The organism is Paraburkholderia franconis (assembly GCF_009362735.1).
Lineage (GTDB): Bacteria > Pseudomonadota > Gammaproteobacteria > Burkholderiales > Burkholderiaceae > Paraburkholderia > Paraburkholderia franconis.
The window spans coordinates 77,523-102,239 of record NZ_WHNP01000009.1 but is presented as its reverse complement, the minus strand read 5'-3'; the positions used below and the strand labels follow the sequence as shown (position 1 = coordinate 102,239).

At 64.9% G+C, this 24,717-nt stretch carries 22 protein-coding genes; 9 read left to right on the top strand and 13 right to left on the bottom strand.

Going from position 1 to position 24,717, the window contains the following annotated elements; translation table 11 throughout:
* Window positions 1–23: 23 nt before the first annotated feature.
* From GCT13_RS12280 to GCT13_RS12265, 4 genes are all read right to left on the bottom strand, one after another.
* Entirely contained in the window at window positions 24–215 is a 192-nt protein-coding gene (locus GCT13_RS12280; protein ID WP_152758257.1) for a hypothetical protein, read from the bottom strand.
* 258 nt (window positions 216–473) lie between these two features.
* Window positions 474–1,505 carry a GGDEF domain-containing protein gene (locus GCT13_RS12275; RefSeq protein WP_152758255.1) on the bottom strand — a complete coding sequence of 344 codons (1,032 nt, stop codon included), beginning with the start codon at window positions 1,503–1,505 and terminating at the stop codon, window positions 474–476.
* Between the two features lie 78 nt (window positions 1,506–1,583).
* Window positions 1,584–2,258, bottom strand: coding sequence for a RodZ family helix-turn-helix domain-containing protein (locus GCT13_RS12270; RefSeq protein WP_152758253.1), 675 nt, complete (start codon window positions 2,256–2,258; stop codon window positions 1,584–1,586).
* A gap of 352 nt (window positions 2,259–2,610) precedes the next feature.
* Window positions 2,611–3,225, bottom strand: coding sequence for a LysE family translocator (locus GCT13_RS12265; protein ID WP_152758251.1), 615 nt, complete (start codon window positions 3,223–3,225; stop codon window positions 2,611–2,613).
* Between the two features lie 286 nt (window positions 3,226–3,511).
* Between GCT13_RS12265 and GCT13_RS12260 the strand changes: the two genes are divergently transcribed.
* Window positions 3,512–4,741, top strand: coding sequence for a GNAT family N-acetyltransferase (locus GCT13_RS12260; protein ID WP_193727639.1), 1,230 nt, complete (start codon window positions 3,512–3,514; stop codon window positions 4,739–4,741).
* A 50-nt stretch (window positions 4,742–4,791) separates the two neighbouring features.
* Here the strand turns inward: GCT13_RS12260 and GCT13_RS12255 are convergent, their stop codons facing one another.
* Window positions 4,792–5,700, bottom strand: coding sequence for a LysR family transcriptional regulator (locus GCT13_RS12255; RefSeq protein WP_152758247.1), 909 nt, complete (start codon window positions 5,698–5,700; stop codon window positions 4,792–4,794).
* A 144-nt stretch (window positions 5,701–5,844) separates the two neighbouring features.
* Here GCT13_RS12255 and GCT13_RS12250 point away from each other — a divergent pair, with 144 nt between their 5' ends.
* Both GCT13_RS12250 and GCT13_RS12245 read left to right on the top strand, forming a co-directional pair.
* The gene (locus tag GCT13_RS12250; RefSeq protein ID WP_152758245.1) at window positions 5,845–6,486 is read left to right on the top strand and encodes a glutathione S-transferase family protein; all 642 of its coding nucleotides are present in this window, start codon (window positions 5,845–5,847) and stop codon (window positions 6,484–6,486) included.
* Window positions 6,487–6,546: 60 nt separating this feature from the next.
* Complete coding sequence (locus tag GCT13_RS12245; RefSeq protein WP_152758243.1) at window positions 6,547–8,616, top strand: 2Fe-2S iron-sulfur cluster-binding protein; 2,070 nt, start codon at window positions 6,547–6,549, stop codon at window positions 8,614–8,616.
* A gap of 24 nt (window positions 8,617–8,640) precedes the next feature.
* On the opposite strand, the gene GCT13_RS12240 is transcribed toward GCT13_RS12245, so the two are convergent.
* From GCT13_RS12240 to GCT13_RS12210, 7 genes are all read right to left on the bottom strand, one after another.
* Window positions 8,641–8,997, bottom strand: a complete 357-nt coding sequence (locus GCT13_RS12240) for a hypothetical protein (RefSeq protein ID WP_152758241.1) — start codon at window positions 8,995–8,997, stop codon at window positions 8,641–8,643.
* A gap of 65 nt (window positions 8,998–9,062) precedes the next feature.
* The gene (locus GCT13_RS12235) at window positions 9,063–9,779 is read right to left on the bottom strand and encodes an RNA polymerase sigma factor (RefSeq protein ID WP_227746807.1); all 717 of its coding nucleotides are present in this window, start codon (window positions 9,777–9,779) and stop codon (window positions 9,063–9,065) included.
* A gap of 29 nt (window positions 9,780–9,808) precedes the next feature.
* Window positions 9,809–10,141 (bottom strand): cupredoxin domain-containing protein, encoded by a 333-nt coding sequence (locus GCT13_RS12230; protein ID WP_152758239.1) that lies wholly within the window; start codon window positions 10,139–10,141, stop codon window positions 9,809–9,811.
* The gene (locus GCT13_RS12225) at window positions 10,138–10,665 is read right to left on the bottom strand and encodes a DUF4142 domain-containing protein (protein ID WP_152758237.1); all 528 of its coding nucleotides are present in this window, start codon (window positions 10,663–10,665) and stop codon (window positions 10,138–10,140) included. The genes GCT13_RS12230 and GCT13_RS12225 overlap by 4 nt, the downstream gene beginning before the upstream one ends.
* A gap of 182 nt (window positions 10,666–10,847) precedes the next feature.
* A complete protein-coding gene (locus tag GCT13_RS12220; RefSeq protein ID WP_152758235.1) occupies window positions 10,848–12,665 on the bottom strand; it encodes a chloride channel protein in 1,818 nt (605 codons plus the stop codon).
* 38 nt (window positions 12,666–12,703) lie between these two features.
* Window positions 12,704–13,117 carry a MarR family winged helix-turn-helix transcriptional regulator gene (locus tag GCT13_RS12215; protein ID WP_152758233.1) on the bottom strand — a complete coding sequence of 138 codons (414 nt, stop codon included), beginning with the start codon at window positions 13,115–13,117 and terminating at the stop codon, window positions 12,704–12,706.
* Between the two features lie 120 nt (window positions 13,118–13,237).
* The gene (locus GCT13_RS12210) at window positions 13,238–14,410 is read right to left on the bottom strand and encodes an HPP family protein (protein WP_407670779.1); all 1,173 of its coding nucleotides are present in this window, start codon (window positions 14,408–14,410) and stop codon (window positions 13,238–13,240) included.
* 426 nt (window positions 14,411–14,836) lie between these two features.
* Here GCT13_RS12210 and phaP point away from each other — a divergent pair, with 426 nt between their 5' ends.
* Complete coding sequence (phaP, locus tag GCT13_RS12205; RefSeq protein ID WP_152758231.1) at window positions 14,837–15,256, top strand: phasin family protein; 420 nt, start codon at window positions 14,837–14,839, stop codon at window positions 15,254–15,256.
* Between the two features lie 40 nt (window positions 15,257–15,296).
* On the opposite strand, the gene GCT13_RS12200 is transcribed toward phaP, so the two are convergent.
* Window positions 15,297–16,361, bottom strand: a complete 1,065-nt coding sequence (locus GCT13_RS12200; RefSeq protein WP_152758229.1) for a zinc-binding metallopeptidase family protein — start codon at window positions 16,359–16,361, stop codon at window positions 15,297–15,299.
* A gap of 328 nt (window positions 16,362–16,689) precedes the next feature.
* On the opposite strand from GCT13_RS12200, the gene GCT13_RS12195 reads away from it, so the two are divergent.
* The 5 genes from GCT13_RS12195 (at window position 16,690) to GCT13_RS12175 (ending at window position 24,713) form a co-directional block, all read left to right on the top strand.
* Window positions 16,690–20,136 (top strand): transglutaminase family protein, encoded by a 3,447-nt coding sequence (locus GCT13_RS12195; RefSeq protein WP_321574303.1) that lies wholly within the window; start codon window positions 16,690–16,692, stop codon window positions 20,134–20,136.
* Window positions 20,137–20,178: 42 nt separating this feature from the next.
* Window positions 20,179–22,803, top strand: coding sequence for a circularly permuted type 2 ATP-grasp protein (locus GCT13_RS12190; RefSeq protein ID WP_152758225.1), 2,625 nt, complete (start codon window positions 20,179–20,181; stop codon window positions 22,801–22,803).
* A 5-nt stretch (window positions 22,804–22,808) separates the two neighbouring features.
* The gene (locus GCT13_RS12185) at window positions 22,809–23,699 is read left to right on the top strand and encodes a transglutaminase family protein (RefSeq protein ID WP_152758454.1); all 891 of its coding nucleotides are present in this window, start codon (window positions 22,809–22,811) and stop codon (window positions 23,697–23,699) included.
* 81 nt (window positions 23,700–23,780) lie between these two features.
* Entirely contained in the window at window positions 23,781–24,206 is a 426-nt protein-coding gene (locus GCT13_RS12180; RefSeq protein ID WP_152758223.1) for a MarR family winged helix-turn-helix transcriptional regulator, read from the top strand.
* A gap of 63 nt (window positions 24,207–24,269) precedes the next feature.
* The gene (locus tag GCT13_RS12175; RefSeq protein ID WP_152758220.1) at window positions 24,270–24,713 is read left to right on the top strand and encodes a MarR family winged helix-turn-helix transcriptional regulator; all 444 of its coding nucleotides are present in this window, start codon (window positions 24,270–24,272) and stop codon (window positions 24,711–24,713) included.
* Window positions 24,714–24,717 lie beyond the last annotated feature (4 nt).

The following is a 24,717-nucleotide window of genomic DNA, read 5'->3' as shown; positions in this document are numbered from 1 at the left end:
TTTGACCAAAGACGCGCGCGGCGTCAGGGCCTCGCGAGCGCGTCGATCAGCTCGACGATGTGTTCCGCGCCAACGTTGTCTTCCAGCAGCCCGATAAAGACGCGGCTGTACAGCTGGTCCTGCTGGACTTCGGGAAGATCCATGCGGGCGTTTGCAATCGCTTCAGCCGCGCGATGGGCGGAGCTGACGATTCGTTGTGCGAGTTTCTTTTCCATACCCTGCGCTATCGACAGCCAAATGAAAAGCTTGAGCCGATTTCGTCAAATTGTGCGTTCGTGCTTCGGCAGAACGAAGCGCATGTGGCGCGTTGCTGCCGCCACCGCCGATCCGTTCGCAAAGTCGCAGCGCACCCCGTCGCCCTGCTGCTTCCATATAACGGCAGCGCCGCACGGAAGTTGATCGCGATGTGCAAATTCTGATGATCGCGCACGCGCGTACTGCGCCAGGCGTTGCATGGCGGGCCCGCGCGTGGATCACGCGCCCGGAATCGAACGGGTGGCGAACGCGTAGCCGTTCTTGCCGCTGCGCTTGACTTCGTACATCGCGCCGTCGGCGGCCGCGACGAGCAGACGGTGATCGGCGACGCGATCCGGAAACGTCGCGATGCCGACGCTCGCGCGCACGAGGGCGAGGCCCATCTGCGTATCGGTATCGCCGACGCAGTTCATCAGACGCGTGGCGATGCCCGCAAGTTCGCTATCGCTGCCGAAGCCCGACACGAGCGCCGCGAATTCGTCGCCGCCGATTCGCGCGACGAGATCGCCTGGCCGCAGCGACTGGCGAAAACGCTGCGCGACGGCGATCAGAAAAGCGTCGCCGACGCCGTGGCCCAGCGTGTCGTTGACCTGCTTGAAGCCGTCGAGGTCGATGAAGAGCACCGCGCACTTGTCAGGCGTGCGGTCGGCCGCGAGCTGTTCGAGCCGCGCGAGCAACTGCTGGCGGTTCGGCAGACCCGTCATCGCGTCGTGCTGCGCCGCATGCTGCAACTGATGCGTCAGCCCCGCGAGATACCGATGACGCCGCGCGAACACGACGAGCGCCGCGAGCAACGCGCCGGCCACCACGATCATCAGCACGGCGAGCACGCTGGCCACGCGCAGCGTGCGCGTGCGGACGTCGGCGCCGATGCTGTCGCGGCGCGCGCGCCAATAGTCCTCGGTGGCGGCGAGCGTGCGCTTCATGTCGTCGATGCTGTTCGCCGGATCAGGCGATTGCCACAAGCGGGGCGCGGGGATCGGACTGGAGGCGATCAGCGCGTCGAGGGCGGCGACGCGCGCATGCAGTTCGTTCAGCGCCTGCTGATAGTCGGGTTGGTTCGCGGCCGGCGGCGCATTCGCGGGCGCAGTCCGTTTCAGCAGGGCCGCGACGTTGCGCGCGTTCTCCGCGCGTTCGACGGTTTCGAGCACGAGCGCAGCGTATTGCTGCTGAAAGTGATCGGAGTAGAGCGCCCTGACCTGAATCGCGATAAAGACCAACCCGATCACGAGGCACACCAGCGCGGCCATGCCGACCGCGATGGGCTGCGGACGCCAGCGCGGGCGAGGAGGGTGATGCGGCGTGATGGTCTCCTCCGCGCCGCCCGGTCAGGGATGGGAATACGGATCGAGGTTGTTGTTCCGCTCGCGGCCGCGATGGTAAGCGACCTTGCGGAACATCGCCGTCAGCCGGGAGACGAACGTTTGCTTGGGCTTCGCGCGTTGCGGCGCGTGGCGGCTCGCGACGGCCGTCTGCTTGCCACGGTCGGCGCGAGCAGCGGAACCGGCCACCGCGGCTTGCGCGGAACGCGCGGCCGGCTGCGAATCGTCGGCGGCATCGGCGGGATTGGTGGCATCGGCGGTGTCGGCGGGATCGACTGCATCGCCGGGGGCTTGCGCCGAAGCCAGCGCGCGATTGGCCTCAGCGTAGCCCGGCTGCGATGTCGGCGTTGCGGGAATCACGCGGCCCGTCACGGCGCTGGTCGGCAGCGCGGCGCGCGCGGGGACAGCCGACTCGTCGTCGGGTATGACGGCGACAGCCGACGGCGGCGGGCGTTTCGCCGCCTGCACGGCATCGCTGTAAGTCTGCTGATCGCGGCTGAACCAGATCACATAGGCGGCCGTGCCCATTACGCCGACGGCGAGACCCATCGCCGAAATCAGGCAGATCTGCACCCAGTTGTAATGCGGAGCTTGCGGGTCTTCGCTGTCATACGGAAAAAAGCTTGTGTCGTGCGGTTGCCGAGGGCCGCTCTCGCGGTCCGGCGAATCATTTGCGTCCATGTGCAACGCCTCCGACCTGTGCGGTCCGCGTTCGTCAATGGCGAATCCGGCGCTGCGTGCCGCGCACGAGCGCCGGGAAATTTGCCTTGCGGATAACCTGCGTCCCGGAGCAATTTGCGAGCCCGATGAACGCCGATGCTCATTGAATGGATCGGTTCGGATGGCGCGGCCCGCGCTCGTGACGTCAGGGGTTATGACGTGGCTATTTTACTGTCAAATCACGAAGATAGCAGTCACGAAACGGGGACGTGTGAGGCGCGCGACAGTCAGACAAGAAACGACACCAGGCTGGAAAAAATTGCACGGTGTCCGCGCGCGGCGAACACGGGCGAGTGCGACGGAGCGCGTTGCGTTACGCGAAAAAGCGCAACACGATCGGATACAGCGAGGCCACCAGCAGCAGCGCCATGAAGACATTGAACGTGCGCAGATAAGCGGGCTTTGACAGCGCGCGCCGCATGGCCGTGCCGAACGCGGCCCATAGGGAGATGCACGGCAAGCCGATCACGTAGAACAGCACGGCCATCAGCAGCGCATTCGTGCCGAAGTCGGCGTTCAGATGGATCGTGGTCGCGGCCGTGAGCACCATCATCCACGCTTTGGGATTGACCCACTGGAAGGCGATCGCTTCGTGAAAGCGCATTGGCCGGCGCTCGCCTTTCTTCACCTGCATCTCGCCGGAGGTCGCGATCTTCCACGCGAGATACAGCAGATACGCGACGCTCAGCACTTCGAGCACTGTGTACAACACCGCGAAGCGCCGGAACGCTTCGCCGAGACCGAAACCCACCGACAGCATCAGCAGCGCGACACCCGCGCTGATGCCGAGAATATGCGGCAGCGTGCGGCGGAATCCGAAGTTGACGCCCGAGGCGAGAAGCATCGTGTTGTTCGGTCCGGGCGTGATGGTCGTGACGAGCGCGAACAGGATGCCGGCGGGCAGGGCGCTCAAGGTTTCGAAGGACATCGGACGGCTCCGCGAGTGTTTCGGTTTGCGACAGTGTAGCGACGGAAGCCGGTACAGTACCTGTACAGATCGATGGATGATTTCCGGTACGGAAAAGCGCGGGCCGGATGGTTGCCCAAAGGCTCGTGGAAGAAGGTCCGGGCGCGCCCCTTTCCAATCGCCTGCAACCGTGCGCCCACGCACACACCCTGTCGATCCAAACGCGCATGCTTGCCAACACCCGGCGCCGCTGCAACCTCGGCGTCCTTTGCGCGACGCGCGTGCGGCTGTCTCTCGTGAGGCATCGATGAAGCACACGGATTCGCAGTACGAGATCATCACCGACGAAAACGCGTTGCGCGCGCTGCAAGCCGATTGGGACGAGCTATGGGTCCGCGCAAGAGGCTTCCACAATCAGTCGTTCGACTTTTGCTGGATTGCGTGGGAGCAGATCGCGAAGCCCAACGGCCGGTCGTTGCGCTGCATCGTTCGCCGCGACGCGGGCAGGCTCGTGATGGTTTGGCCGCTCGTCACGTATCGCCGCTGGTTCTTGTGGACCTACCTGATTCCACTCAGCCCCGAATCGGCAGACTACTCGCGCGTGCTCGTCGAAGACGGCGCACACACGGCGGCGTGGGTCGAAGACGCGTGGCGTGTCGCGCGCACGCGTTGCGGCGCCGATTTCATCCACATGCCCTATGTTCCCGAAGACACGGCGCTCTGCGGGCTCGTCGCAAACGCGAATCGTCCCGTGATACGTGAGCGCGTCGACGCGTACACCGCGCAACTCGGCACGGAAAGCCGCCGCTACGACTGGCAGGGCTTCTGCGATTCGCTCGGCACGCTGCACAAGAAGAAGCCGGGCAAGGCGGAACAGCGCATGTCGAAGGCGGGCAAAGTTGATGTGCTGCTCGTCGATCCCTTCGATACCGTGCGAATCGCCGAGTCCGTCGATGCGATGCTCGACTGGAAGCATAGCTGGGGCTCGCGCGTGAACAAGCGCGGCCATTGGCTCGACTCGGCGCATTACCGCAACTTTCTGGTCGCCTGGCTGACCTCGGGCACCACGACAACACCAACCGCAGCATCAACGGCAACGCTAGCGCGACTCCTCGTCGTCACGCTCGACGACCGACCCGTTGCCGTCAACATCTTCTGCACGGATACGCGTGGCGTGTCGGGCATCATCTCGGGCTTCGATCCCGACTGCTCGAAGTGGTCGCCGGGGCTGATCGGGGTCGAGCATGTCGCCAGATGGGCATTCGAGCGACAACTGGATTTCGACTTCGGCACGGGCTCCGAGCACTTCAAGGCGTTCTGGTCGCGCGGCAACCTGTCAAATTGCTGGACGGTGCAGAGTGTCAATTCGTGGTGGGGACGCGTGGCGCTCGACGTCCGCCGTTTTCCGCGCGCGTTCCTCGCGACTGTCCGCGCGCTCGCGCGCCGCGACCCTGAGCAGCCGCGCGTTGACGATGCCTCGACTTCCCGCCTCGCGACGCTCAGCCAGTACGCGCAGACAGACAACCCGATGCCCTGACGGCGCGTGCGGCGGCGGGCGCCGCTCACCGCGCCTCTAACAGCCAATCGTCATCCATTACGCGCGAGATGCGTCCTGAACGTGTCGATCAGCGCGCGCACTTTCGGCGGCGTGTGCTGCGTCGGCGGAAAGACGGCCTGAATGCCGGCGGGCTCCGTCGACCACTCCGGCAACAGTCGCACGAGCCGCCCCGCGCCGACATCGGCGGCAATCGAAAAATCCGTCAGCAGGCCGATGCCACCGCCCGCGAGCGTCGCGGCGCGCGCGGCTTCGGCCGTGTTGACGAGAAACGCGTTCTCGCAGCGCACGCTCTGCGCGCTGCCATCCGTATGGCGCAAATCGAGCGTCTGCGGGCGCGGCAACACGGTGAGCGCGACGAACGGCAACGCGGGCAGCTCGGCGGGCGTGCGCGGCTCGCCCCAGGTTTCGATGAACTGCGGACTCGCGACGACCCACTTCTCGAAGCTGCCCAGCTTCACCGCGCGATAGTTGGAGTCGGCGAGCCGTCCGAGACGGATCGCGACGTCGATGCCATCCGCGATCAGATCGACGAAATGATCGCTGCACAGCAGTTCGATATCGAGTTGCGGATGCGCGCGGCGCAGCTCGACCAGCACGGGCGCGACGGCAAGCGTGCCGTAGTCGATCGGCGAGCTGACGCGCAACGTGCCCCGCACGGGCGCTTCTTCGCCGCCGATTTCGGCGAGTGCTTCTTCGGCGGTGCGCAGGATCTTCACGCACGCGTCGTAGAACGCGCGGCCCGCCTCGGTGACGCCGAGCCGCCGCGTCGTGCGCGCGAGCAGGCTCGCGCCGACTTCCGCTTCGAGCCGCTGCATGTGCGTGCTGACCATCGTCTTCGCGAGCCCGAGGCGCGCGGCGGCCGCCGTCAGCGAGCCTGCCTCGACGACGGCGACGAAGACGGCCAGCCGGTTCAGATTTACGTCGCGCACGTCGGCCATGATCGATTGTCCACTTTCGGGGGATTATGTTTTCAAGGTTATCAGTCTTCTGCGCGCGGGCGGCGCACGCTAACCTGAGGCTGTCGTTTCACTGCACGTTCATTGTCCATCCATTGTCCATCGCGACCGAACCCGGAGCCATCGATGCCCGCTGCCAAGCCCGCCCAGCCGATCCGTCTTTACACAACCCTGCTATCGGGTCACGGCCATCGCGTGAAGCTGTTCCTGACTCTGCTCGACCTGCCGTTCGAAGTGAGCGAACTCGACATGCGCGCGGGCGACAACCGCAAGCCCGAGTATCTGGCGCTGAACCCGTTCGGCCAGTTGCCGGCCATCGAGGACGGCGACGTGACGCTGTTCGATTCGAACGCGATCCTCGTGTATCTGGCGAAGCGCTATGGCGACGCATCGTGGCTGCCCGACGATCCGACCGGTGTGGCTGCCGTGCAGCGCTGGCTGTCGCTGGCGGCGGGACAGATCGCGTACGGTCCGTGCGCGGCGCGTCTCGTCACCGTGTTCGGCGCGCCGCTCGATCACGAGACGGCGAAGGGCATCGCGGCGAGGCTGTTCGATGTGATCGACCGCGAGTTGGCGACGAAGCCATTCGCCGCCGGCGAGCACGTGACGATCGCCGATATCGCCGCGCACACGTACATCGCGCATGCGCCGGAGGGTGGCGTGTCGCTCGATCCGTATCCGCACATCCGCGCATGGCTGCGCCGCGTCGAGGCGCTGCCGCGCTTCGTCGCGATGCCGGTCACGAAGGCAGGATTGCTTGCCGCGTGATGTCTGCACGGCCCGTCTGATTCACGTCGCCCTCACGTCTTGCGTCGCGGGAGCCGCATCATGTCCGATTTCACCCCTCTGAACGGCTGGGGCATCGAAGCCTCGCCGTTTCATGCCGACGAACTGGCCGCGCAGCGGCTCGCAGGCGTGGACAGCCAGGCGGATTCCTCGGGCCGCCGCGGCATTCGCCGCTACATGCCGGATCAGCATCGCGAGTTTTACGCGCAGCAGCCTTTCATGATTTTCGGCGGCGTCGATGCGAGCGGGCAGCCGTGGGCGACCATCCGCGTGGGCGAGCCGGGCTTCGTGTCGTCGCCGGATGCACGCACGCTGCGCATCGACGGCGGTGCATTGCCCGGCGATCCGCTCGACGGGCGCTGGCAGGCAGGCGCGCTGATCGGCGGGCTCGGCATTCAGCCGCACACGCGGCGGCGCAACCGGATTAACGGCGTGGTGAGGGCTGTCGATGGCGGCGCCGTCACGCTCGAAGTGAGCCAGAGCTTCGGCAATTGCGCGAAGTACATCCAGGGCCGCAAGCCGACGTTCATCGAACGCGCCGCGAATGAGGCACATGCGCCGCAAGAGATCGCGACGCAACTGAACGACGCGGACCGCGTGCTGCTCTCGCGCGCGGACACGTTCTATATCGCGAGTGCGAACACGGCCGACGATGCGGGTTTCGCGCGCGGTGTCGACGTCTCGCATCGCGGCGGCGCGCCGGGCTTCGTGCGCGTCGACGATACCGCGACGCTGACCACGCCTGACTTCAGCGGCAACAAGTTCTTCAATACGATCGGCAATCTGCTGCACGATCCGCGCGCGGGGCTACTCTTCATCGACTTCGCGACGGGCGATCTGCTGTATCTCGCGGTGCTCGCCGAAATCCTCTGGCAAGCCCCCGAGCTGACGGCGTTCGAAGGCGCGGAGCGGCTCGTGCGGTTTCATGTGCAAGAGGTGCGGCGCAGCAAGGGCGTGCTGCCGTTTCGCTGGTCCGAAGTCGAATACGCGCCGCAATTCGCGGCGGCCTTCAACACCCTCAGCAAGCAGAGCAACCAGGTGGCCGCGTCGCCGTGGCACAAGCTGAAGGTTGCGGCCGTCGTCGAAGAAACGCCGTCCATTCGATCGCTCTATTTCGAATCGACGGACAGCGCGCCGTTGGCCGCGTATCAGCCTGGACAGTACTTGCCGCTCCGCATTCCCGCCGATGATCATGACGCGCCGTTGACGCGCACCTACACGCTCTCTGATGCGCACGATCCGCGTCGTTACAGGATCAGCGTGAAGCGCGAGGGCGTGGCGTCGAACTGGTTGCACGATCATCTCGCGGCGGGCATGGAGATCGAAGCGATGGCGCCGCGCGGCGCGTTCGTCTACGACGCGGCCAGCCCGCGTCCGGCCGTGCTCATTTCCGCCGGCATCGGCATCACGCCGATGATCGCGATGCTGCATCACGAACTGCAAGCGCGCGCCGGCGACGCAGCGCATGCGAAGCCCGTGTTCTTCTTTCATGGCGCGCGAAGTGATCGCGAGCGTCCGTTCAGTGCGTATCTGAAAGAGATCGCGGCGCGCTATCCGTCCGTGTCGATGCATCTGTTCGACAGCGCGGCGAGCGCGCCTGCCGATGGCGTGACGCGAGGTCGCGTGAGCATTGCCGAACTGAAACGCGCACTGCCTTTCGACGACTACGACTTCTATCTTTGCGGCCCTGAGCAGTTCATGCGCGATCTGTACGAAGGACTGCGCGCATTGAATGTCGCCGACGAACGCATTCGCTTCGAAGCGTTCGGACCCGCGAGCGTGAAGCGCACGCCTGCTGCCGCGCAGACGGTGGAGCACGCTGCAACGGAAGATGAAAAGGGCGGCGCGCCGGTGACGTTCGCGCGCTCGCAACGCACAATCCAATGGCTTCCGAAACACGGCAGCCTGCTCGAATTCGCCGAGAAGAACGGCATCGAAGCGCAGTCGAGTTGCCGCTCGGGCATGTGCGGCACGTGCTCGACGAAGGTGTTGTCGGGCGAGTTCGCTTATGACGGCGCCGTGGAAGCCGAAGTCGAGAACGGCTGCGCATTGATCTGCATGGCACATCCCGTCGTCGAAGAGGAGAACGCCAGCCTGACGCTCGATCTCTGAAGCGCTTGTGGGCTGGTTTGTGTGTTATTTGCCCGCGCCCGTGGAAGGCACGCACGTGATCATCAACGAACTGCCGTTGCCTGCTCCGGCGCTCAGCATCGCGCGATGAAACTCGCGATGGTCGCACGACCATTCGGCGATGAAGTCAGCGGCGCATGACGGATGCGGCTTGAGGTCGAGCTTCGCGTTCACGATGTAGCGGCAGGTCGCATGTGAATTGCAACGGCTCGCCAGGTCACGCGTGACATTGCCGGGCGCCGCGCCGCAATTCGCGCCGTAGGTGCCCGATTCGATGCGTATCTGTTGCTGCGCGTGCGCGCTCATGCTGGCGAGCGCGCTCGCGATGACGACGCACACGAACAAGCCGCTTCCTCGCGCCATGATCTTTCTCCTGTCGACCCGAGTTAGCGCTTTAGCGCTTACGCCGGTCCCATGCAGAGCAGTCGCTACAAATCGCGCAACCGCTCCAGCACCGTTGCGACGATGCGATCGCAATGCGCGCCGCCGAATTCGAAGATCTCCGGACCGATCTTCTCGACTTCATCGGCGAGCGATTCACGCAATAACACTTTAGCCCTGAAATGACGGCTTCGCACGGTGGCTTCGGGAATGTCGAGGCACTGCGCCGTTTCTTCGACGCTCATCTCTTCGACCGATCTCAACACGAATACGGTGCGAAAACCTGCAGGCAGCGCATCGAGCTTGCGTTCCAGCAGCGCGCGCATTTCCGCGCGGGCGGCCGCGTGATCGGGGGCGCTGTCGTGATGGGCGTTCATGGTGTGCATGGCGGTGGACATCTGCTCGTCTTTGGGACAATCGTGCAGCATCGGAAGCAGGTTCTGGCGGCGCGCATCGCGGCGCATTCTCGCGAAGCATTCGTTCAGCACGAGACGCGACAGCCACGTGAAGAGTTGCGCATCGCCGCGAAACTGCGCGATCGATCGGTACGCGTTCAGGTACGCGTCCTGCAATGCGTCTTCCGCTTCGGCGTCGTTGCGCAGCGTCGCGCGCGCGAGCCGATACAGACGCCGGTTGTAGCGCCGCATCAGCAGCTCGAACGCGGTGCGCTCGCCCGCTACGATGCGGCGCACGATGTCCGCGTCGTCATCGGATAGTGGATTGGTCTGCTGTTTCGTCCGGATATCGGCGATGGTGCCGTGCATCGTGTCGTTCCTCATGTATTCACATGCTGTCATGGTTCCGGCTCGACGATCAGTGTCCCATGCATCGTCGGATGAAAGATGCAGCGGTACGCATAGCGGCCGGGCTTTCCTACCTTGTAGCGCCATGAAGCGTCGGGTGCAATGCTCTTCGAATCGAAGCCCTTCGCGTCGGTGCTCGCCGTGTGCGCGACGAGATCCTTGTTGACCCACACGACTTCATCGCCGCGATGCACCGTCAGTGTCGGCGGATTGAAGCGCATCTGCTCGATCGTCACGACATAGGTGCTCGCCATCGTCGGCATTGCGAAGGCAAATAACGCCAGCCCGCACGCGCAGCGCACGGCGTTGCGCACGCGGCTCATTGCGCCTGCGGCAGCGACGACTGCACCATCTTCGCGTGCTCCAGATGCGCGACGAATGCGGGCCTGACCTTCACCAGCAACGCTTTCAGCTCGGCGTTTTGCGCGCTCGGAATCAGCGTCTTGTCGAGCGCGTCGATCACGTTCTGGTGATAGGTCACTTCGTGATCGATATACGCGCGGTCGAACTTCGCGCCTTGCAGCGGCTTCAGGTTCGCGATGTTCGTTTCGCCTCCCTGTTTGAGGCTGTCGCTGGTGGGATTCGCTTCGGGCTTGACGCCGAGCTTCTGCACGAGATCGGTGGCCGCCTTGTTGACGCCCGTGTGATCCTTGACCATCTGCTGCGCGAATGCCTTGACGTCTTTCGAATTTGTCTTCGATTCCGCGAGCTTGCCCGCGTCGATATCGGCCTGATTCGCGGCGACGACGATCGCGGCGATCTGCGGATCGGTCGGGCCCGAGCCCTGAGCCCAGGCACAAGCGCTTGCCAGTGCAAGCGCAGAGAGTAACCAGCGTGTCGATTTCATCTGAGGCCTCCTCGATAAGGTGAGCCGCCTGCCCATCGTGACGAAGAGCAAGCGTTTGAATGCGATGCGAGGAGTTAGATGTCACGTGCCGGAAGGCTGTTCCGGCACGCGAATCGTGTGCGATGTGCGGCGTGATGTGCCGCGCGACTTGCCGTGCAATATCGGCGGCAGAGAGGGGAGCGTCAGCTATGCGTATGCGTCGGCGTCTTGCGCACGGGCGGGAAATGTTTCTTGCCGGACGAGAACGTCAGGCGGCGAAAACGCTCGCGCTTGTGCTCTTCCTCGAAGTGCGCGAACGAAGTCTTCACGAGATCGCTGCGCGACACGACGCCGAGCAGATGCATCGAATCGCGATCGGCAACGACGGCTAGCCGTTCGAGATCGTGCACGGCAAGACGCGTGGCGACGAGACGGCAGGTTTCATCGGGCAGCGCGACGACGAGCGACTGGTCTTGCAGCACGTCGGCAAGCGGCGTATCGAGTGTGTGTCGCGTGGTGCCTTCGCGCACCGCGTCGAGCGACGCGCGATCGACGACGCCGAGCACGATGCCGTTGCCGCGCACGACGGGGTACGCGCGGCGCTTCTGCGTCGCGCCGAAGTACTGCGTAAGCGCGTCGCGCACAGTGAGCGCGCCGTCTATCGCGTCGACCTTCTGCGTCATCACTTCATCGACGTAATGCCGTTCGAGCGGATCGACGCCGTACTCGCGATAGATGTGATAACCGCGACGCGCGATCTTTTCCGTCATGATCGAGCGCTTCATCACGACGGTTGCGAAGCCATGCGCGACCAGCGTCGCGGCGAGCAGCGGCAGCAGCGCATTAGCGTCGTGCGTGAGGCCGAACGCGAACACGATGGCCGTGAGCGGCGCGCCCAGCGTCGCACCGAGCGTCGCGGCCATGCAGACGAGCGGCCACAGCGCGGGCTCGTTGCCCGGCAGCACGTGGCCGAGCACGGTGCCGAGGCCTGCACCCAGCATCAGCAGCGGCGCGAGCACGCCACCCGATGTGCCCGAGCCGAGCGCGACCACCCAGATCACCGCTTTCACGATAAGAATCGCAATCGCGACCTGGAAGACGATGTGTTGATGCAGCAGATCGCCGATCACGTCGTAGCCGACGCCGAGCGCGCGCGGCTCGATGAAGCCGCCAATGCCGACGACGAGACCGCCGATCGCGGGCCACCACATCCAGTGCACGGGCAGCTTGTGAAACAGGTCTTCCGTCTTGTAGAGCGCCGCCGACAAGCCCGACGCGAGCGCGCCCGACAACAGTCCCGCGATCACGCACGAGACGAGCGAAATGGCCGTGGGCGCAGCCGTTTCGAGCGGAAACAGCGGACCCGTGCCGAAGAAGATCGCGCGCGCGAAGCCCGCGACTGCGCAGGCCAGGGCGACGGGCAGGAAGCTGCGCGGCCGCCATTCGAAGAGCAGCAGTTCGACGGCGAGCAGCACGGCGGCAACGGGCGTGCCGAACACGGCCGTCATGCCCGCCGCGGCGCCCGCAACGAGCAGCGTCTTGCGTTCCGCCGAGGTCAGCCGCACGCACTGCGCGATCAGCGAGCCGAGCGCGCCGCCCGTCATGATGATCGGGCCTTCCGCGCCGAACGGGCCGCCGCTGCCGATCACGATGCCCGACGACAGCGGCTTCAGTATCGCGACCTTCGGCGACATGCGGCTCTTGCCGAACAGAATCGCTTCAATGGCTTCGGGAATGCCGTGTCCACGAATCTTCTCGGAACCGAAGCGCGCCATCATGCCGACGATCAGTCCGCCGACGACGGGAATCGCGATGACCCAGACGCCGAGCGTATTCGTCGCCGGCGAGCGGTCGGCGACCGAAAAGCTGCCGAAGAAAAAGAGGTTCGTGAACAGATGAATCAGGCTCAGCAGCACGAAGGCCGCGAGCGTGCTGAGAAAGCCGATGCCTGCCGCCAGCGCGGAAATGCCGGGCAATCGCGCGTTGCTGGAAAAGTCCCGCTTGTGAGAGTTGTCGCTCATGTGTCTACTGCTGCGTTCAGCTGATTAAAGGTCGGTTTTCAAAAGTCGATTTGCGGAATGGTGAACGCGCCCTTGAGCGAGCGCAGTTCGGCGCGATGCAGTTCGGCAAGGCGCGCGAGCACCCTTTCTCCGGCTTTCAGCAGATGCACTTCCACCTGGCGCCGGTCGGTCTCGCTGATCTTGCGCTTGACGAGTTCGAGCGCTTCGCAGCGCGAGACCAGCGCGACGACGCCGTGATGCTGCGCCTGCAGCCGCTCCGCCAGTTCGCCGATGGTCGCCCATTCGCGGTCGGGATAGCCCTTGATATGCAGCAGCAACAGATATTGCAGCGGCGTGATGCCTTCGCCCTGCGCGGCCTGTTCGGAAAAGCGCTCGAAGCGCCGCATCTGATAGCGAAATTCCGATAGCTGTTCGTAGTCCGCTTTATTCAATGTGCGTGTGAGTACTTTCATCTTGCTCGCGCCAAGGGGGAAACAAAAAATCTATCACAAAATGATATACCCGGCGATGCCTGCGCATCGCCGGACCAAAAGATGCATTGCTGCTGCGTTAAAAGCGCTGCGCGAACTGCGTCAGGCGGCGGGGCGCTGTTGCACCTCGGCCTGCATCTGGGTCTGCCGGTAGAGACCTGCGATCAGATCGGATTGGGTAATGATGCCGACCAGCCTGTCATGCGTGTCAATGACGGGAATGTGGTGATGGTCGTCGTCGGCGAAGAGCGGCACCAGTTCGACGATGGGCGTGCTGGTCGCGACCGTGCGCACGTGCGTCGTCATCACGGTGCTCACGAGCCGCGCGCGCGTCGCGTCGCGCTTGAAGAAACGCGCCGCAATCGTGTCCATCAGGCGCAGGTCCGCCGTTTTGCCCTTGTTCGCGAGATCCGCGCGCGTGACGATGCCGACTACGTGCTGGCGTTTGTCGATAACGGGCAGCGCCTTGATCGAATGGCGCTGCAACAGGTCGGCTGCCGCGCGCAGCGTCGTGTCGGGCATGATGCTGACGACGGGCGTCGACATCACGTCGCGGCACGCCAGCTCGCTGAACGTGCGCGTATAGGCCTGCAACTGCGTTTCGCGGAACAGCGTTTCGAGGTCGTCGGGATCGATGTCGAGCAGCTCGCCGCGCCGGTTCAACACCGCTTCGAGGTCGGCGCGCGTGATGTTGTTGCCCGACACGGGCACTTGCGGAGCGGCGGGCGTCGCGCGCGACGCCGCATGCGGATAACGGTGGCCCGTTACGGCGTGATAGACGAGCGCCGCTCCGAGCAGCGCCGCCGACTGGATCAGGATCGGCTCGAGCACGAAACGAAAGCCGAGCGCGTGAATCGCGGGGCCGCCGAGCACGGCCGTCAGCGCGACGGCGCCTGACGGCGGGTGCACGCAGCGCAGCGCGAACATCGCCGCGATCGCCACGCACACGGCCAATGCCCCTGCCGCGACGGGATCGGAGATGAACGTCGCGCACGCGACGCCCACCGTCGCCGACACGAGGTTCCCGCCGATGATCGACCACGGCTGTGCCAGCGGACTCGCGGGCACGCCGAACAGCAGCACGGCGGACGCGCCCATCGGCGCGACCAGCATCGGAATGCTCGCGTTCGGGCCCAGCAGCAGATGCATGCTGCCGCCCGTGAAGGCGATGCCGATCAGCGCACCGAGCGCCGAGCGCATGCGTTCGGGCCATTTGACGTTCATCGCGGCCGGATAAAAACGCGCCAGCCAGCGGAAAAAAGGGGAACTGGTCAAGATGTTGTTCTGTGGTCGTGGTTGGGAGCAAGGCAGGCGTACGTTAAGGGAAAACCCCTCAGAAAGGAAACAACTTGTGGTCATGGATATATGCCAACGTGATATAAATCCGCGCTTTCGCCATACAGGCGGGCCTCGACGGGGCCCGTAAATGCAGGGAAAACCCGCATCGAGCGCTTGATCAGACTGCATCACAACGTGATACGAATCGGGGGCGGAACGTACTTGGGTCACAGCGACCGCGCAGAAAATCGCGCGCGTCTTTTTGCATCGCAGCAGCACGCGGCGCGGACGCATCTGTGTTGCCGCAGACGGCGAAACGTGCCTTCGCTGGCACGTCGCCGTATTAACGGGCATGATCGAGCCGTGTGCGCACTCGAGTCCGAGCGGCACATTTCCCACCGACGCGCCCCAAGGAGATCGAGCATGGAACCCTTTGACGCCGCCAATCCGTTCGCCGAATTCAACAAGCTATTCGAACAGTTCAAGCTGCCCGGATTCGACGTGCCGGCCGTGATGGAAGCACGCCGCAAGGATGTCGAGGCGCTGATCGCCGCGAATCAGACGGCCGTGCAAGGCATGCAGTCGCTTGCGCAGAAGCAGGCCGAAATGCTGCGTTCGACGCTGACGGAACTCCAGGAGGTCGTGCAGAAGCAGGCGGCGGCGGGCGGCATGCCGTCGGCGCAGACGGCGGAGCTCGTTCAGCAGGCGCTGCACAAGGCGCTGGCCGACATGCAGCAGCTGACGCAGGCCGCGTATCGCACGCAGGCCGACTCGTACGCGGTGATCGCGAAGCGGGTCGAAGAAAACGTCGAGGAACTGAAGGCGCTGTTGCAGAAGAAGTGACGGCGAGTGACGGCGCGCAATCGTTCGGGCGCAGGCGCGGCTACTTGCGCGCCGACGCCTGCGCGATCACGCGATGCACGAAGCGCAGCTTGTCGACGACGGGCGGCGCGAGCGTGAACGGATAGCCGTCGGGCATGCCGAGGCTGCGGTTCAGGCTGTTCAGCGCGTCCGTCAATGGAAACCAGCGTTTCATCAGATTATCGAAGCTCGCTTCCTCGACGGGCGTCTGGTCGGTGAGCTGCGGCTCGTTCGACGCGGGCGGCAGGAGCGCGAGCCCGTATGCCGTCGACGTGTCGAGCACATCGACGATCAGCAGATAGTGCGCCCACGTTTCGGCCCAGTCTTCCCACGGATGCATCGTCGCGTAGGCGCTGATGTAGCTGTTCTCCCATTTGGCGGGTGCGCCGTCGCGATAGTACGCGTCGAGCGCTTTGCCGTAGTCGGCCTGCTCGTCGCCGAAGCGTTCGCAAAACGGCTTGAGCCAGCGCGTGCCGACAATCAGCTTCTCGAAGTAGTAATGCCCCGACTCGTGACGAAAGTGCCCGAGCAGCGTCCGATACGGCTCGCGCATGTCGGTGCGGACTTTTTCGCGGTGCGCATCGTCGGCTTCGGCCACGTTCAATGTGATGCGGCCGTTGTCGTGGCCTGTCATCACGGGCGCGGCTTCGTCGATGTTTTCGAGGAAATCGAATTCGAGTCCGTTCTCCGGGTCCGCCTGACGCGATTCGATCGCAAGCCCGAGCGCGGCGAGCGTGTAGAGCAGCCGCCGTTTCGCCGTCTCGAGCCGATACCAGTAGAGCCGGTTGTTCGGCTCGGCGAGATTGGGAATCGTGCGCGTGAGGCGGCATGAGCGGCATAGCGTGTCGGGGTCGTCGGCGGGCAGCATCCAGTTGCAGACGTTCTCGACCGCGTAGTTGTGGCACCGGCGGTACAGCGCGCTTTTCGCGTCGGGATGCAGGCTGCGCCACTGGCCATCGCCCGCGTCTTCGAACGCGCTGATTTCGCCGAGTTCGGGCACGTAGCCGAGCAGCGCTTCGCAGCGCTCGCACAGCACGTTCTCGAAGAACACGCGCTGGTCGCATCGATTGCAGTGAAACGCTTTCATCGCTTCAACCTGTGATGTGAACGTGATGACCGACCGCTGTGCAACGCGCGGCATGGCGGCGCGAGCATACGCGCAATGTTCATGCCGCTTCGCTATAACGTCGATGAGCCTGCGCACATTGCGTGCGTGTTCGCTTCGCTCATGCGCTGCTTTGGTGCGCGCGAACGGGCATGCAACGCAGTCGCGTCGTCTGTCGAAGCTTGCATCGATGATGTGACGACGCGTTCGATGCAAGCGCAGTACCGGCATCACTTCGCGGCGGCGCTTCGACCAGTCAACGGCATGAAGCTTGCTTTTTGCGGCTGCCCCTTCTCGCCAGGAGTCCGGAGTGTCCATACGTGTCGCGTTGAACCATGTCACGCACTATCGCTATGACCGGCTCGTCGGACTGTCGCCGCAAGTCGTGCGGCTGCGCCCGGCGCCGCATTGCCGCACGCCGATCCTGTCGTATTCGATGCGCGTCGAGCCCGAAGAGCACTTCATCAACTGGCAGCAGGATGCGTTCGCGAACTATCAGGCGCGGCTCGTCTTTCCCGAGCGTACACCGGAGTTCAAGATCACGGTCGATCTCGTCGCGGAGATGGCCGTCTACAACCCGTTCGATTTCTTCCTCGAACCCGCCGCCGAGGAATTCCCGTTCGAGTACGCGCCCGAGCTGGCCGCGGAGCTTGCGCCGTATCGCGTCAAGCGCGAGATGACGCCGCGCTTTGCGGCGTTCGTCGCGAGCATCGACCGCTCGCCGCGCCGCACGAGCGACTTTCTCGTCGACCTGAACCAGCGGCTGCAACGCGAGATCCGCTATCTGATCCGGATGGAGCCGGGCGTGCAGACGCCCGAGGAAACGCTCGTCAACGCATCGGGGTCGTGCCGCGACTCCGGCTGGCTGCTGGTCGAGACGCTGCGTCAGCTGGGGCTCGCCGCGCGCTTCGTGTCGGGTTATCTGCTGCAACTCGCGCCCGATGTGAAGTCGCTCGATGGCCCGAGCGGCACCGAATACGACTTCACCGATCTGCACGCGTGGTGCGAAGTGTTCCTGCCGGGCGCGGGCTGGATCGGCTTCGATCCGACTTCGGGGCTGCTCGCGGGCGAGGGCCACATTCCCGTCGCGTGCACGCCGGAGCCGGGCAGCGCCGCGCCGATCTCGGGTTCTGTCGACGAGTCCGAAGTCGAATTCGCCCATGCGATGTCGATCACGCGCGTGCTCGAAACGCCGCGCGTGACGAAGCCCTATACGGAGGCCGCGTGGGACGGTGTGTTGACGATGGGCGCGCACGTCGACAGCCAGCTCGACGCAATGGACGTGCGTCTGACGATGGGCGGCGAACCGACGTTCGTCGCGGTGCGCGACCGCGATGCCGCCGAATGGAACACCGATGCGCTCGGCCCGACGAAGCGCGGCTATGCCGTCGCGCTGATGGACAAGCTGCGCGCGTACTACGGCGCGAACGGCTTTCTGCATATCGGCCAGGGCAAGTGGTATCCGGGCGAGCAGTTGCCGCGCTGGGCGCTGTCGCTGTACTGGCGCGCGGACGGCGAGCCGTGCTGGCACGATCCATCGCTCTTCGCCGACGAGCGCAGCCCCGGCCGCTACACATCGGACGATGCGCGCCGTTTCATTACGCTGCTCGCCGACAAGCTCGGCGTCGACGGCCAGCACGTCCGCGCGGGCCATGAGGACACGTGGTACTACCTGTGGCGCGAGCGCCGGTTGCCCGTCAATGTCGATCCGTTCGATTCGCGTCTCGACGACGAACTGGAGCGTGCGCGTCTGTGGCGCGTGTTCGATGCGGGGCTGTCGAGCGTAACGGGCTATGTGCTGCCGCTTGCGCGCGCCGATGCTGGCACAGGTGCGCGCGGCTGGACGAGCGGCGCATGGTTCTTCCGCGACGGGCGCATGTACCTGATTCCCGGCGATTCGCCGATGGGCCTCAGATTGCCGCTCGATTCGCTGCCGTGGGTCACGAAGGCGGAGTATCCGTATCAGCATGCGCACGATCCGTTCGCGGAGCCTGTGCCGCTGCGCACGTCGGCGGAACTGCGGATGCAGTATGCGGGCGTGTCGTATGCGCAGGCGCGTAATGGTGATGCGGGCGCAGGCGCCGGTGCAAGCGGCACGAACGGCACGAGTGGCTTCGGGCCAGGCGCCGCGCGAGAAGACCGCGTGCCGGAGCGCGGCGAATCGGCGGCGTCGGTGATTCGCACGGCGCTGTGCGTCGAGGCACGCCATCCCGCGCGCGCGGCGGGACCGAAAGCGGAAGCCGATGCCGCCGGCAACGGTCACGCGCTGCTGCATGTTTTCATGCCGCCGCTCACGGCGCTCGACGACTATCTCGATCTGCTCGCCGCCGTTGAAGCGACGGCCGCCGAACTGAAGATGCAAGTCGTCATCGAGGGCTATCCGCCGCCGCGCGATCCGCGTCTGTCCATGTTGCAGGTGACGCCCGATCCGGGCGTGATCGAAGTGAACATTCATCCGGCGAAGAACTGGGACGAACTCGTCGATCACACGGAGTTTCTATATCAGGCCGCGCACGAGTCGTATCTGAGCACCGAGAAGTTCATGCTCGACGGCCGCCATGCGGGCACGGGTGGCGGCAATCACTTCGTGCTCGGCGGCGCGACGCCCGCCGACAGTCCGTTCCTGCGCCGCCCCGATCTGCTCGCGAGCCTCGTCGCGTACTGGCACAACCATCCGTCGCTGTCGTATCTGTTCTCAGGGCTTTTCATCGGACCGACGAGCCAGGCGCCGCGCGTCGACGAAGCGCGCAACGATCAGGTCTACGAGCTCGAACTCGCGTTCGACGAACTGCAACGACAGGTCGACCGGCTCGGCGGACAAAGTAGCGAGCGGCTGCCGCCGTGGATGATCGACCGCGCGCTGCGCAACATCCTGATCGACGTGACGGGCAATACGCACCGCGCGGAATTCTGCATCGACAAGCTCTATTCGCCCGATGGCCCGGCGGGGCGCCTCGGCCTGCTCGAACTGCGCGGCTTCGAGATGCCGCCGCATGCGCGCATGAGTCTCGTGCAGCAACTGCTGCTGCGCGCGCTCGTCGCGCGGTTCTGGAAAACGCCGTACACGGCGCGGCTCACGCGCTGGGGCACCGAACTGCACGACCGCTTTCTGCTCGGCACGTTCGTGCAGATGGACTTCGACGACGTGCTCGACGATCTGCGCGACGCGGGCTATGCGTTCGAGAGCGAATGGTTCGCGCCGCACTTTGCGTTCCGCTTCCCGGCCATCGGCGAGATGCACGCTAACGGCATCGCGCTGACGATCAGCGGCGCACTGGAGCCGTGGCACGTGATGGGCGAGGAGGGCTCGGCGGGCGCGACGGTGCGCTATGTGGATTCGTCGGTGGAGCGGCTCGAAGTGAAGGTGCTGGGTCTGAACGACAACCGTCATCGGGTGGCCGTGAACGGCGTGCCGCTGCCGTTGCAGCCGACGGGGCGCGTCAGCGAATTCGTCGCGGGCGTGCGCTTTCGCGCATGGCAGCAGGCGTCGTCGCTGCATCCTACGATAGGCGTGCATGCGCCGCTGACATTCGATATCGTCGATACGTGGACGGGGCGTTCGATCGGCGGATGTCAGTATCATGTCGCTCATCCGGGCGGGCGCAATTACCAGACGTTCCCGGTGAACGCCTACGAAGCGGAAAGCAGGCGTCGCGCGCGCTTCTTCACGATGGGCCACACGCCCGGTCCGCTCGTCGTGGAAGCGCCGCCGCGCAGCCTGGAATTTCCGTTTACGCTCGATTTGCGGCACGGGTAAACAAACGGGTCGAACCCACAACAACAGAATCGCGATACCACCTTGGCTTTTCAATCGACCTTTCCGTTCGAAGCGGCAGCGGGCCATCCCGATGCACTGGCGCTGCTGCGCACGATGCCGCTGCTCGACGTGCGCGAGGGCCACTGGGACGAGCTGCGCGACGCGTCGGGCGCGCTGCGCGAACCGTGGCGGCGCTTCTTCGAACTGCTCGGCGAGGAAGGCATCGCGGGTCTCGCGCCGGGCCGCGCGTCGGTCGCGCAGCAGGTGCGCGACAACGACATCACATACAACGTGTACGCGGACAAGGGCGAGCCGCGTCCGTGGGCGCTCGATCTGCTGCCGTTCATCATCGACGAAAGCGAGTGGGCGCATATCGAGCGCGGCGTGAAGCAGCGCGCGCAACTGCTCAATGCGATCGTCGCCGATGTGTATGGCCCGCAGACACTGCTGCGCGAGAGCAAGCTGCCGCCCGCGCTCGTCTACGGGCATCCGGGCTATCTGCGCGCCGTGAAGGGCTTCGCGCCGCTGGGCGGCCAGTTCCTGCAGGTGGTCGGCGTCGATCTGGCGCGCGCGCCGAACGGCGAATGGACGGTGGTGTCGCATCGCACCGAAGTGCCGTCGGGTCTCGGCTACGCGCTGGAAAACCGGCTGATCGTGTCGAATGTCTTCGCCGATGCGTTCCGCGAGCTGCACGTGAGCCGGCTCGCGCCGACGTTCTCGACGCTGGTCGCGACGCTCGCCGAATGGGCGCGCGCAACGATGCCGAAGGACACCGGCCCGGGCAAGACCGACGGGGCCGCGCATATTGCGCTGCTCACGGCGGGGCCGTTCGCCGAGACGTACTTCGAGCATGCGTTTCTCGCGCGCTATCTGGGCGTGACGCTCGTCGAAGGCAAAGACCTGACGGTGCGCAACGACATGCTGTACCTGAAGACGCTCACGGGACTCGAGCGCGTGCACGTCGTGCTGCGACGCCTCGACGACGCGTTCTGCGATCCCGTCGAATTGCGCGCCGATTCGACGATCGGCGTGCCCGGCCTCTTGCAGGTGATGCGCGCGGGCAATGTGATCGTGTCGAATGTGCCGGGCTCGGGCTTTCTCGAATCGCCTGCGATGCACGGCTTTCTGCCCGGCATCGCGCAGGCGCTTCTTGACGAGCCGTTGCTGCTCAACGGCGTGTCGACCTGGTGGTGCGGCGAGGACGCCGCGCGCGAGCATGCGTTTGCGAACATGGACGAAGCGTTTCTTCAGCCGACGTGGCCCGCGCGCGCACCCGATGGACCGCCTGGGATCGCGCGCGGCGTGCAGCGGCTCGAAGAATGGCGCAGCCGCATCGACCGGTCGCCCGATGCGTTCACGATCCAGCAGCCGTTGCCGTATTCGTGCACGCCGCGCTACGAGGACGGCGCGCTCGGCAACCGGCCGTGCGTGCTGCGCGCGATCGCCGTCGCCGATGCGAACGGCGGCTGGCATGTGCTGCCCGGCGGCTTCACGCGTCTCGCAGCGGAGCGGCAGTCGTCGGTGTCGATGCAGTTCGGCGGCAGCAGCGTCGATACATGGGTGCTGTCGAGCCATCCCGGTTCCGCGTTCACGCTGTTGCCTTCGCCGCTGAAGCCCGCCGATCTCGCGCGCAAGCATCGCACGGTGTCGAGCCGCGCAGCGGAGAATCTGTTCTGGAGCGGCCGTTACGGCGAACGCGCGGAAAACAACGTGCGGATTCTGCGGCTGATACTCGGCTCGCTCGAAAGCAATGGCGCGGACACGATGTTCTCGACACTCGTCGAGCTCGCGCTGCATTTCGGTCTCGTGCAATCGGGCGACATGGTTGCGGGCCAGTCGCTACAGGCGTTCGAGCGCACGCTCGTCGCGAATCTGCACGAGAGCACGGGCGCTTACAGCATCGGGCAAAACCTCGCGAGCCAGGCGCGCGCGAGCGGCGAGATTCGCGGGCGGCTGTCGAACGATCACTGGCGCATCACGCTCGCCGCGCGCAACGATTTCCGCGATGCGCTGCACGAGCTCACGCCTGCTGCGGCGGTGTCGTCGAATGCGTCTTCGCGCGGCAAGGCGCGCTACAACCGCGTCACATTGATGGACGCGCTCGAACATCTCGCGACGCAGCTCGCCGCGATCAGCGGCTCGCAAGGCGATCGCATGACGCGCGACGAAGCGTGGCGCCTGATGTTCGCGGGCCGCCATATCGAGCGCGTGTGGGCGATGACGTCGATCTTGCGCATCGTCGCGATGCAGCGTCAGATCGCGACGCCTGCCGGCTTCGATCTGCTGCTGCAACTGTTCGACAGTACGCTGACGTATCGCTCGCTGTATCCGGGGCGTTTCGAAGTGCCCGCGCTGCTCGATCTGCTCGTGATCGAGCCGACCAATCCGCGCGGCCTGTACGGCGTGTATGCGCGTCTGTGCGCAAAGCTCGACGATATTTCGAATGCGGCGGGCGGCGGGCGTCACCGGCCGTTCAGCGATCTGCTGCCGCCTACGGGCATGCTGCCGTCGCTCGAACGACTGTGCGCGACGGACGCCAACGGCATGTACGCGGAACTGGTTTCGCTGTGCGACCGTCTCGCGATGAGCGTCACGGCGGCCGCCAATGAAATCAGCGCGCGCTATTTCAGCCACGCGAATACGTTCGCCCCGCAGGTGTCGTCATGAAGGGCATGAAGGGCGAAGAGACCTTGCTGTCCGTGTCGCATCGCACGACGTATCACTATTCGACGCTCGTCGAAACGGCGCAGCATCTCGCGACGATCCGACCGCTCGCATGTGCATGGCAACGCGTGGTCGCGCACACGGAGCGCATCGAGCCGGCGCCTTCGTATCTGCATAGCCGCATCGACGCCTTCGGCAACGACGTGCTGTATTTCGCGCTCGATGCGCCGCACGAACGTTTGCAAATGATCAGCGAAACGACGGTTGAACTCGCGCCGCGCTGGACACGTCTCGATCCCGACGCGACGCCCACGTGGGAAGCAGTCGCGGATTCGCTGCGTTTTCGCGCGGGCGGCGTGTGCCATCCGCAGGTGGAGTTCTGCTTTGCGTCGCCGAACATCGCGCTGCGGCCGTCGTTGCGCGATTATGCGCTGCGCAGTTTCAAGCCGGGGATGCCCATCGTCGCGGGCGCGATCGATGTGATGCACCGCATTCACGCGGATTTCGACTACAGGCCGTCGGCGACGATGTTCGATACGCCCGCCGAACGTGCGTTCGATATGAAAAGCGGCGTCTGCCAGGACTTCGCGCAGGTGATGATCGGCTGTTTGCGCGCGCTTGGCCTGCCAGCACGCTACGTGAGCGGCTATTTGCGCAACGATCCGCCGCCGGGGCAGCCGCGTCTGATCGGCGCGGACGCGTCGCATGCGTGGGTGTCGGTGCATTGTCCCGAGAGCGGCTGGATCGATCTCGACCCGACCAACGACGTGCTCGCCGACGTGGACCACGTGACGCTCGCGATCGGCCGCGATTACAGCGACGTGTCGCTGCTGCGGGGCATGATACTCGGCGGCGGCGCGCATCGCGTCGAAGTTGCCGTCAGCGTGCTCGCGCTCTGACCAGCGACAGCAACAATGAATTTCACCCATACGCCGCTGCGCGATTTGACAGCGTGCATACGCACATATAGACTGCAATTCATGAGCAAGCCCATTTCCCACGACGATTGCAACTGTTTCGCGCTGCGCCAGGCGGCGCGCTACGTGACGCAAATTTACGAGCGCCATCTGGGGCAGGTCGGCGTGACGGCGGCGCAGTTCACGATTCTCGCCAAGCTAGCGCGCAAGCGGGGCCTGACGATGGTGGAACTCGCCGACACGATGGTGATGGAGCGCACCACGCTCGTGCGCGCGCTGAAACCGTTGCAGCGCGATGGTCTGGTGATCAGCGAGTCGTCGCCGCATGACGGGCGCACGTTCCAGTTCAGTCTGTCGGACGCCGGCAAGAAGACCTTCGAGCAGGCCGCTCTCGCATGGCGCGCCGCGCAGGACGAGTTCGAAGGCAAGTTCGGCCGCAGCCGTGCCAAGGCGTTGCGCGCGGAACTGTTCAACCTCACGTCGTCGTAATCACGTTGTGTTTTTTGGTGCGTCGAAAGACGCGTTCGATCAAATCGATTCATTGGTGTGCGTATGCACGTAGAGACCGAAACGCCTGAAGTGCAGTTATCGCCCGACGACGATTGCTTTGCGATCCGGCAGGCGGCGCGCTTCGTGACGCAGCTTTACGACCGGCATCTCGCGCGCGTCGGCCTCAAGACCACACAGTTTTCGATCATGTGCCGGCTGCGTCGCCGCAAGTGGATGACGATGAAAGAGCTTGCCGATTCGATGGTGATGGAGCGCACGTCGCTGGTTCGCGCGATCCAGCCGCTGCAACGCGACGGGCTCGTGTTCACGGAAGCGTCGCGCAGCAATCGACGCGTGCTCACCGTGATGCTGACGTCGGCGGGCGAAGAACGTTTGAAGCAGGCTCGCGAGCATTGGCATGCGGCGCAGCAAGAATTCGAGGAACGCTTCGGCACGCAGCGTGCCGCGTCGCTGCGAGAAGAGCTGTTCGATATGACGAAGCGGTAACACT

Excerpts from the sequence above, each read along its gene's own strand:
- GCT13_RS12280 (WP_152758257.1), bottom strand. The coding sequence starts at position 215 with ATGGAAAAGAAACTCGCACAACGAATCGTCAGCTCCGCCCATCGCGCG.
- GCT13_RS12275 (WP_152758255.1), bottom strand. The coding sequence starts at position 1,505 with ATGGCCGCGCTGGTGTGCCTCGTGATCGGGTTGGTCTTTATCGCGATT.
- GCT13_RS12270 (WP_152758253.1), bottom strand. The coding sequence starts at position 2,258 with ATGGACGCAAATGATTCGCCGGACCGCGAGAGCGGCCCTCGGCAACCG.
- GCT13_RS12265 (WP_152758251.1), bottom strand. The coding sequence starts at position 3,225 with ATGTCCTTCGAAACCTTGAGCGCCCTGCCCGCCGGCATCCTGTTCGCG.
- GCT13_RS12260 (WP_193727639.1), top strand. The coding sequence starts at position 3,512 with ATGAAGCACACGGATTCGCAGTACGAGATCATCACCGACGAAAACGCG.
- GCT13_RS12255 (WP_152758247.1), bottom strand. The coding sequence starts at position 5,700 with ATGGCCGACGTGCGCGACGTAAATCTGAACCGGCTGGCCGTCTTCGTC.
- GCT13_RS12250 (WP_152758245.1), top strand. The coding sequence starts at position 5,845 with ATGCCCGCTGCCAAGCCCGCCCAGCCGATCCGTCTTTACACAACCCTG.
- GCT13_RS12245 (WP_152758243.1), top strand. The coding sequence starts at position 6,547 with ATGTCCGATTTCACCCCTCTGAACGGCTGGGGCATCGAAGCCTCGCCG.
- GCT13_RS12240 (WP_152758241.1), bottom strand. The coding sequence starts at position 8,997 with ATGGCGCGAGGAAGCGGCTTGTTCGTGTGCGTCGTCATCGCGAGCGCG.
- GCT13_RS12235 (WP_227746807.1), bottom strand. The coding sequence starts at position 9,779 with ATGCACGGCACCATCGCCGATATCCGGACGAAACAGCAGACCAATCCA.
- GCT13_RS12230 (WP_152758239.1), bottom strand. The coding sequence starts at position 10,141 with ATGAGCCGCGTGCGCAACGCCGTGCGCTGCGCGTGCGGGCTGGCGTTA.
- GCT13_RS12225 (WP_152758237.1), bottom strand. The coding sequence starts at position 10,665 with ATGAAATCGACACGCTGGTTACTCTCTGCGCTTGCACTGGCAAGCGCT.
- GCT13_RS12220 (WP_152758235.1), bottom strand. The coding sequence starts at position 12,665 with ATGAGCGACAACTCTCACAAGCGGGACTTTTCCAGCAACGCGCGATTG.
- GCT13_RS12215 (WP_152758233.1), bottom strand. The coding sequence starts at position 13,117 with ATGAAAGTACTCACACGCACATTGAATAAAGCGGACTACGAACAGCTA.
- phaP (WP_152758231.1), top strand. The coding sequence starts at position 14,837 with ATGGAACCCTTTGACGCCGCCAATCCGTTCGCCGAATTCAACAAGCTA.
- GCT13_RS12200 (WP_152758229.1), bottom strand. The coding sequence starts at position 16,361 with ATGAAAGCGTTTCACTGCAATCGATGCGACCAGCGCGTGTTCTTCGAG.
- GCT13_RS12185 (WP_152758454.1), top strand. The coding sequence starts at position 22,809 with ATGAAGGGCGAAGAGACCTTGCTGTCCGTGTCGCATCGCACGACGTAT.
- GCT13_RS12180 (WP_152758223.1), top strand. The coding sequence starts at position 23,781 with ATGAGCAAGCCCATTTCCCACGACGATTGCAACTGTTTCGCGCTGCGC.
- GCT13_RS12175 (WP_152758220.1), top strand. The coding sequence starts at position 24,270 with ATGCACGTAGAGACCGAAACGCCTGAAGTGCAGTTATCGCCCGACGAC.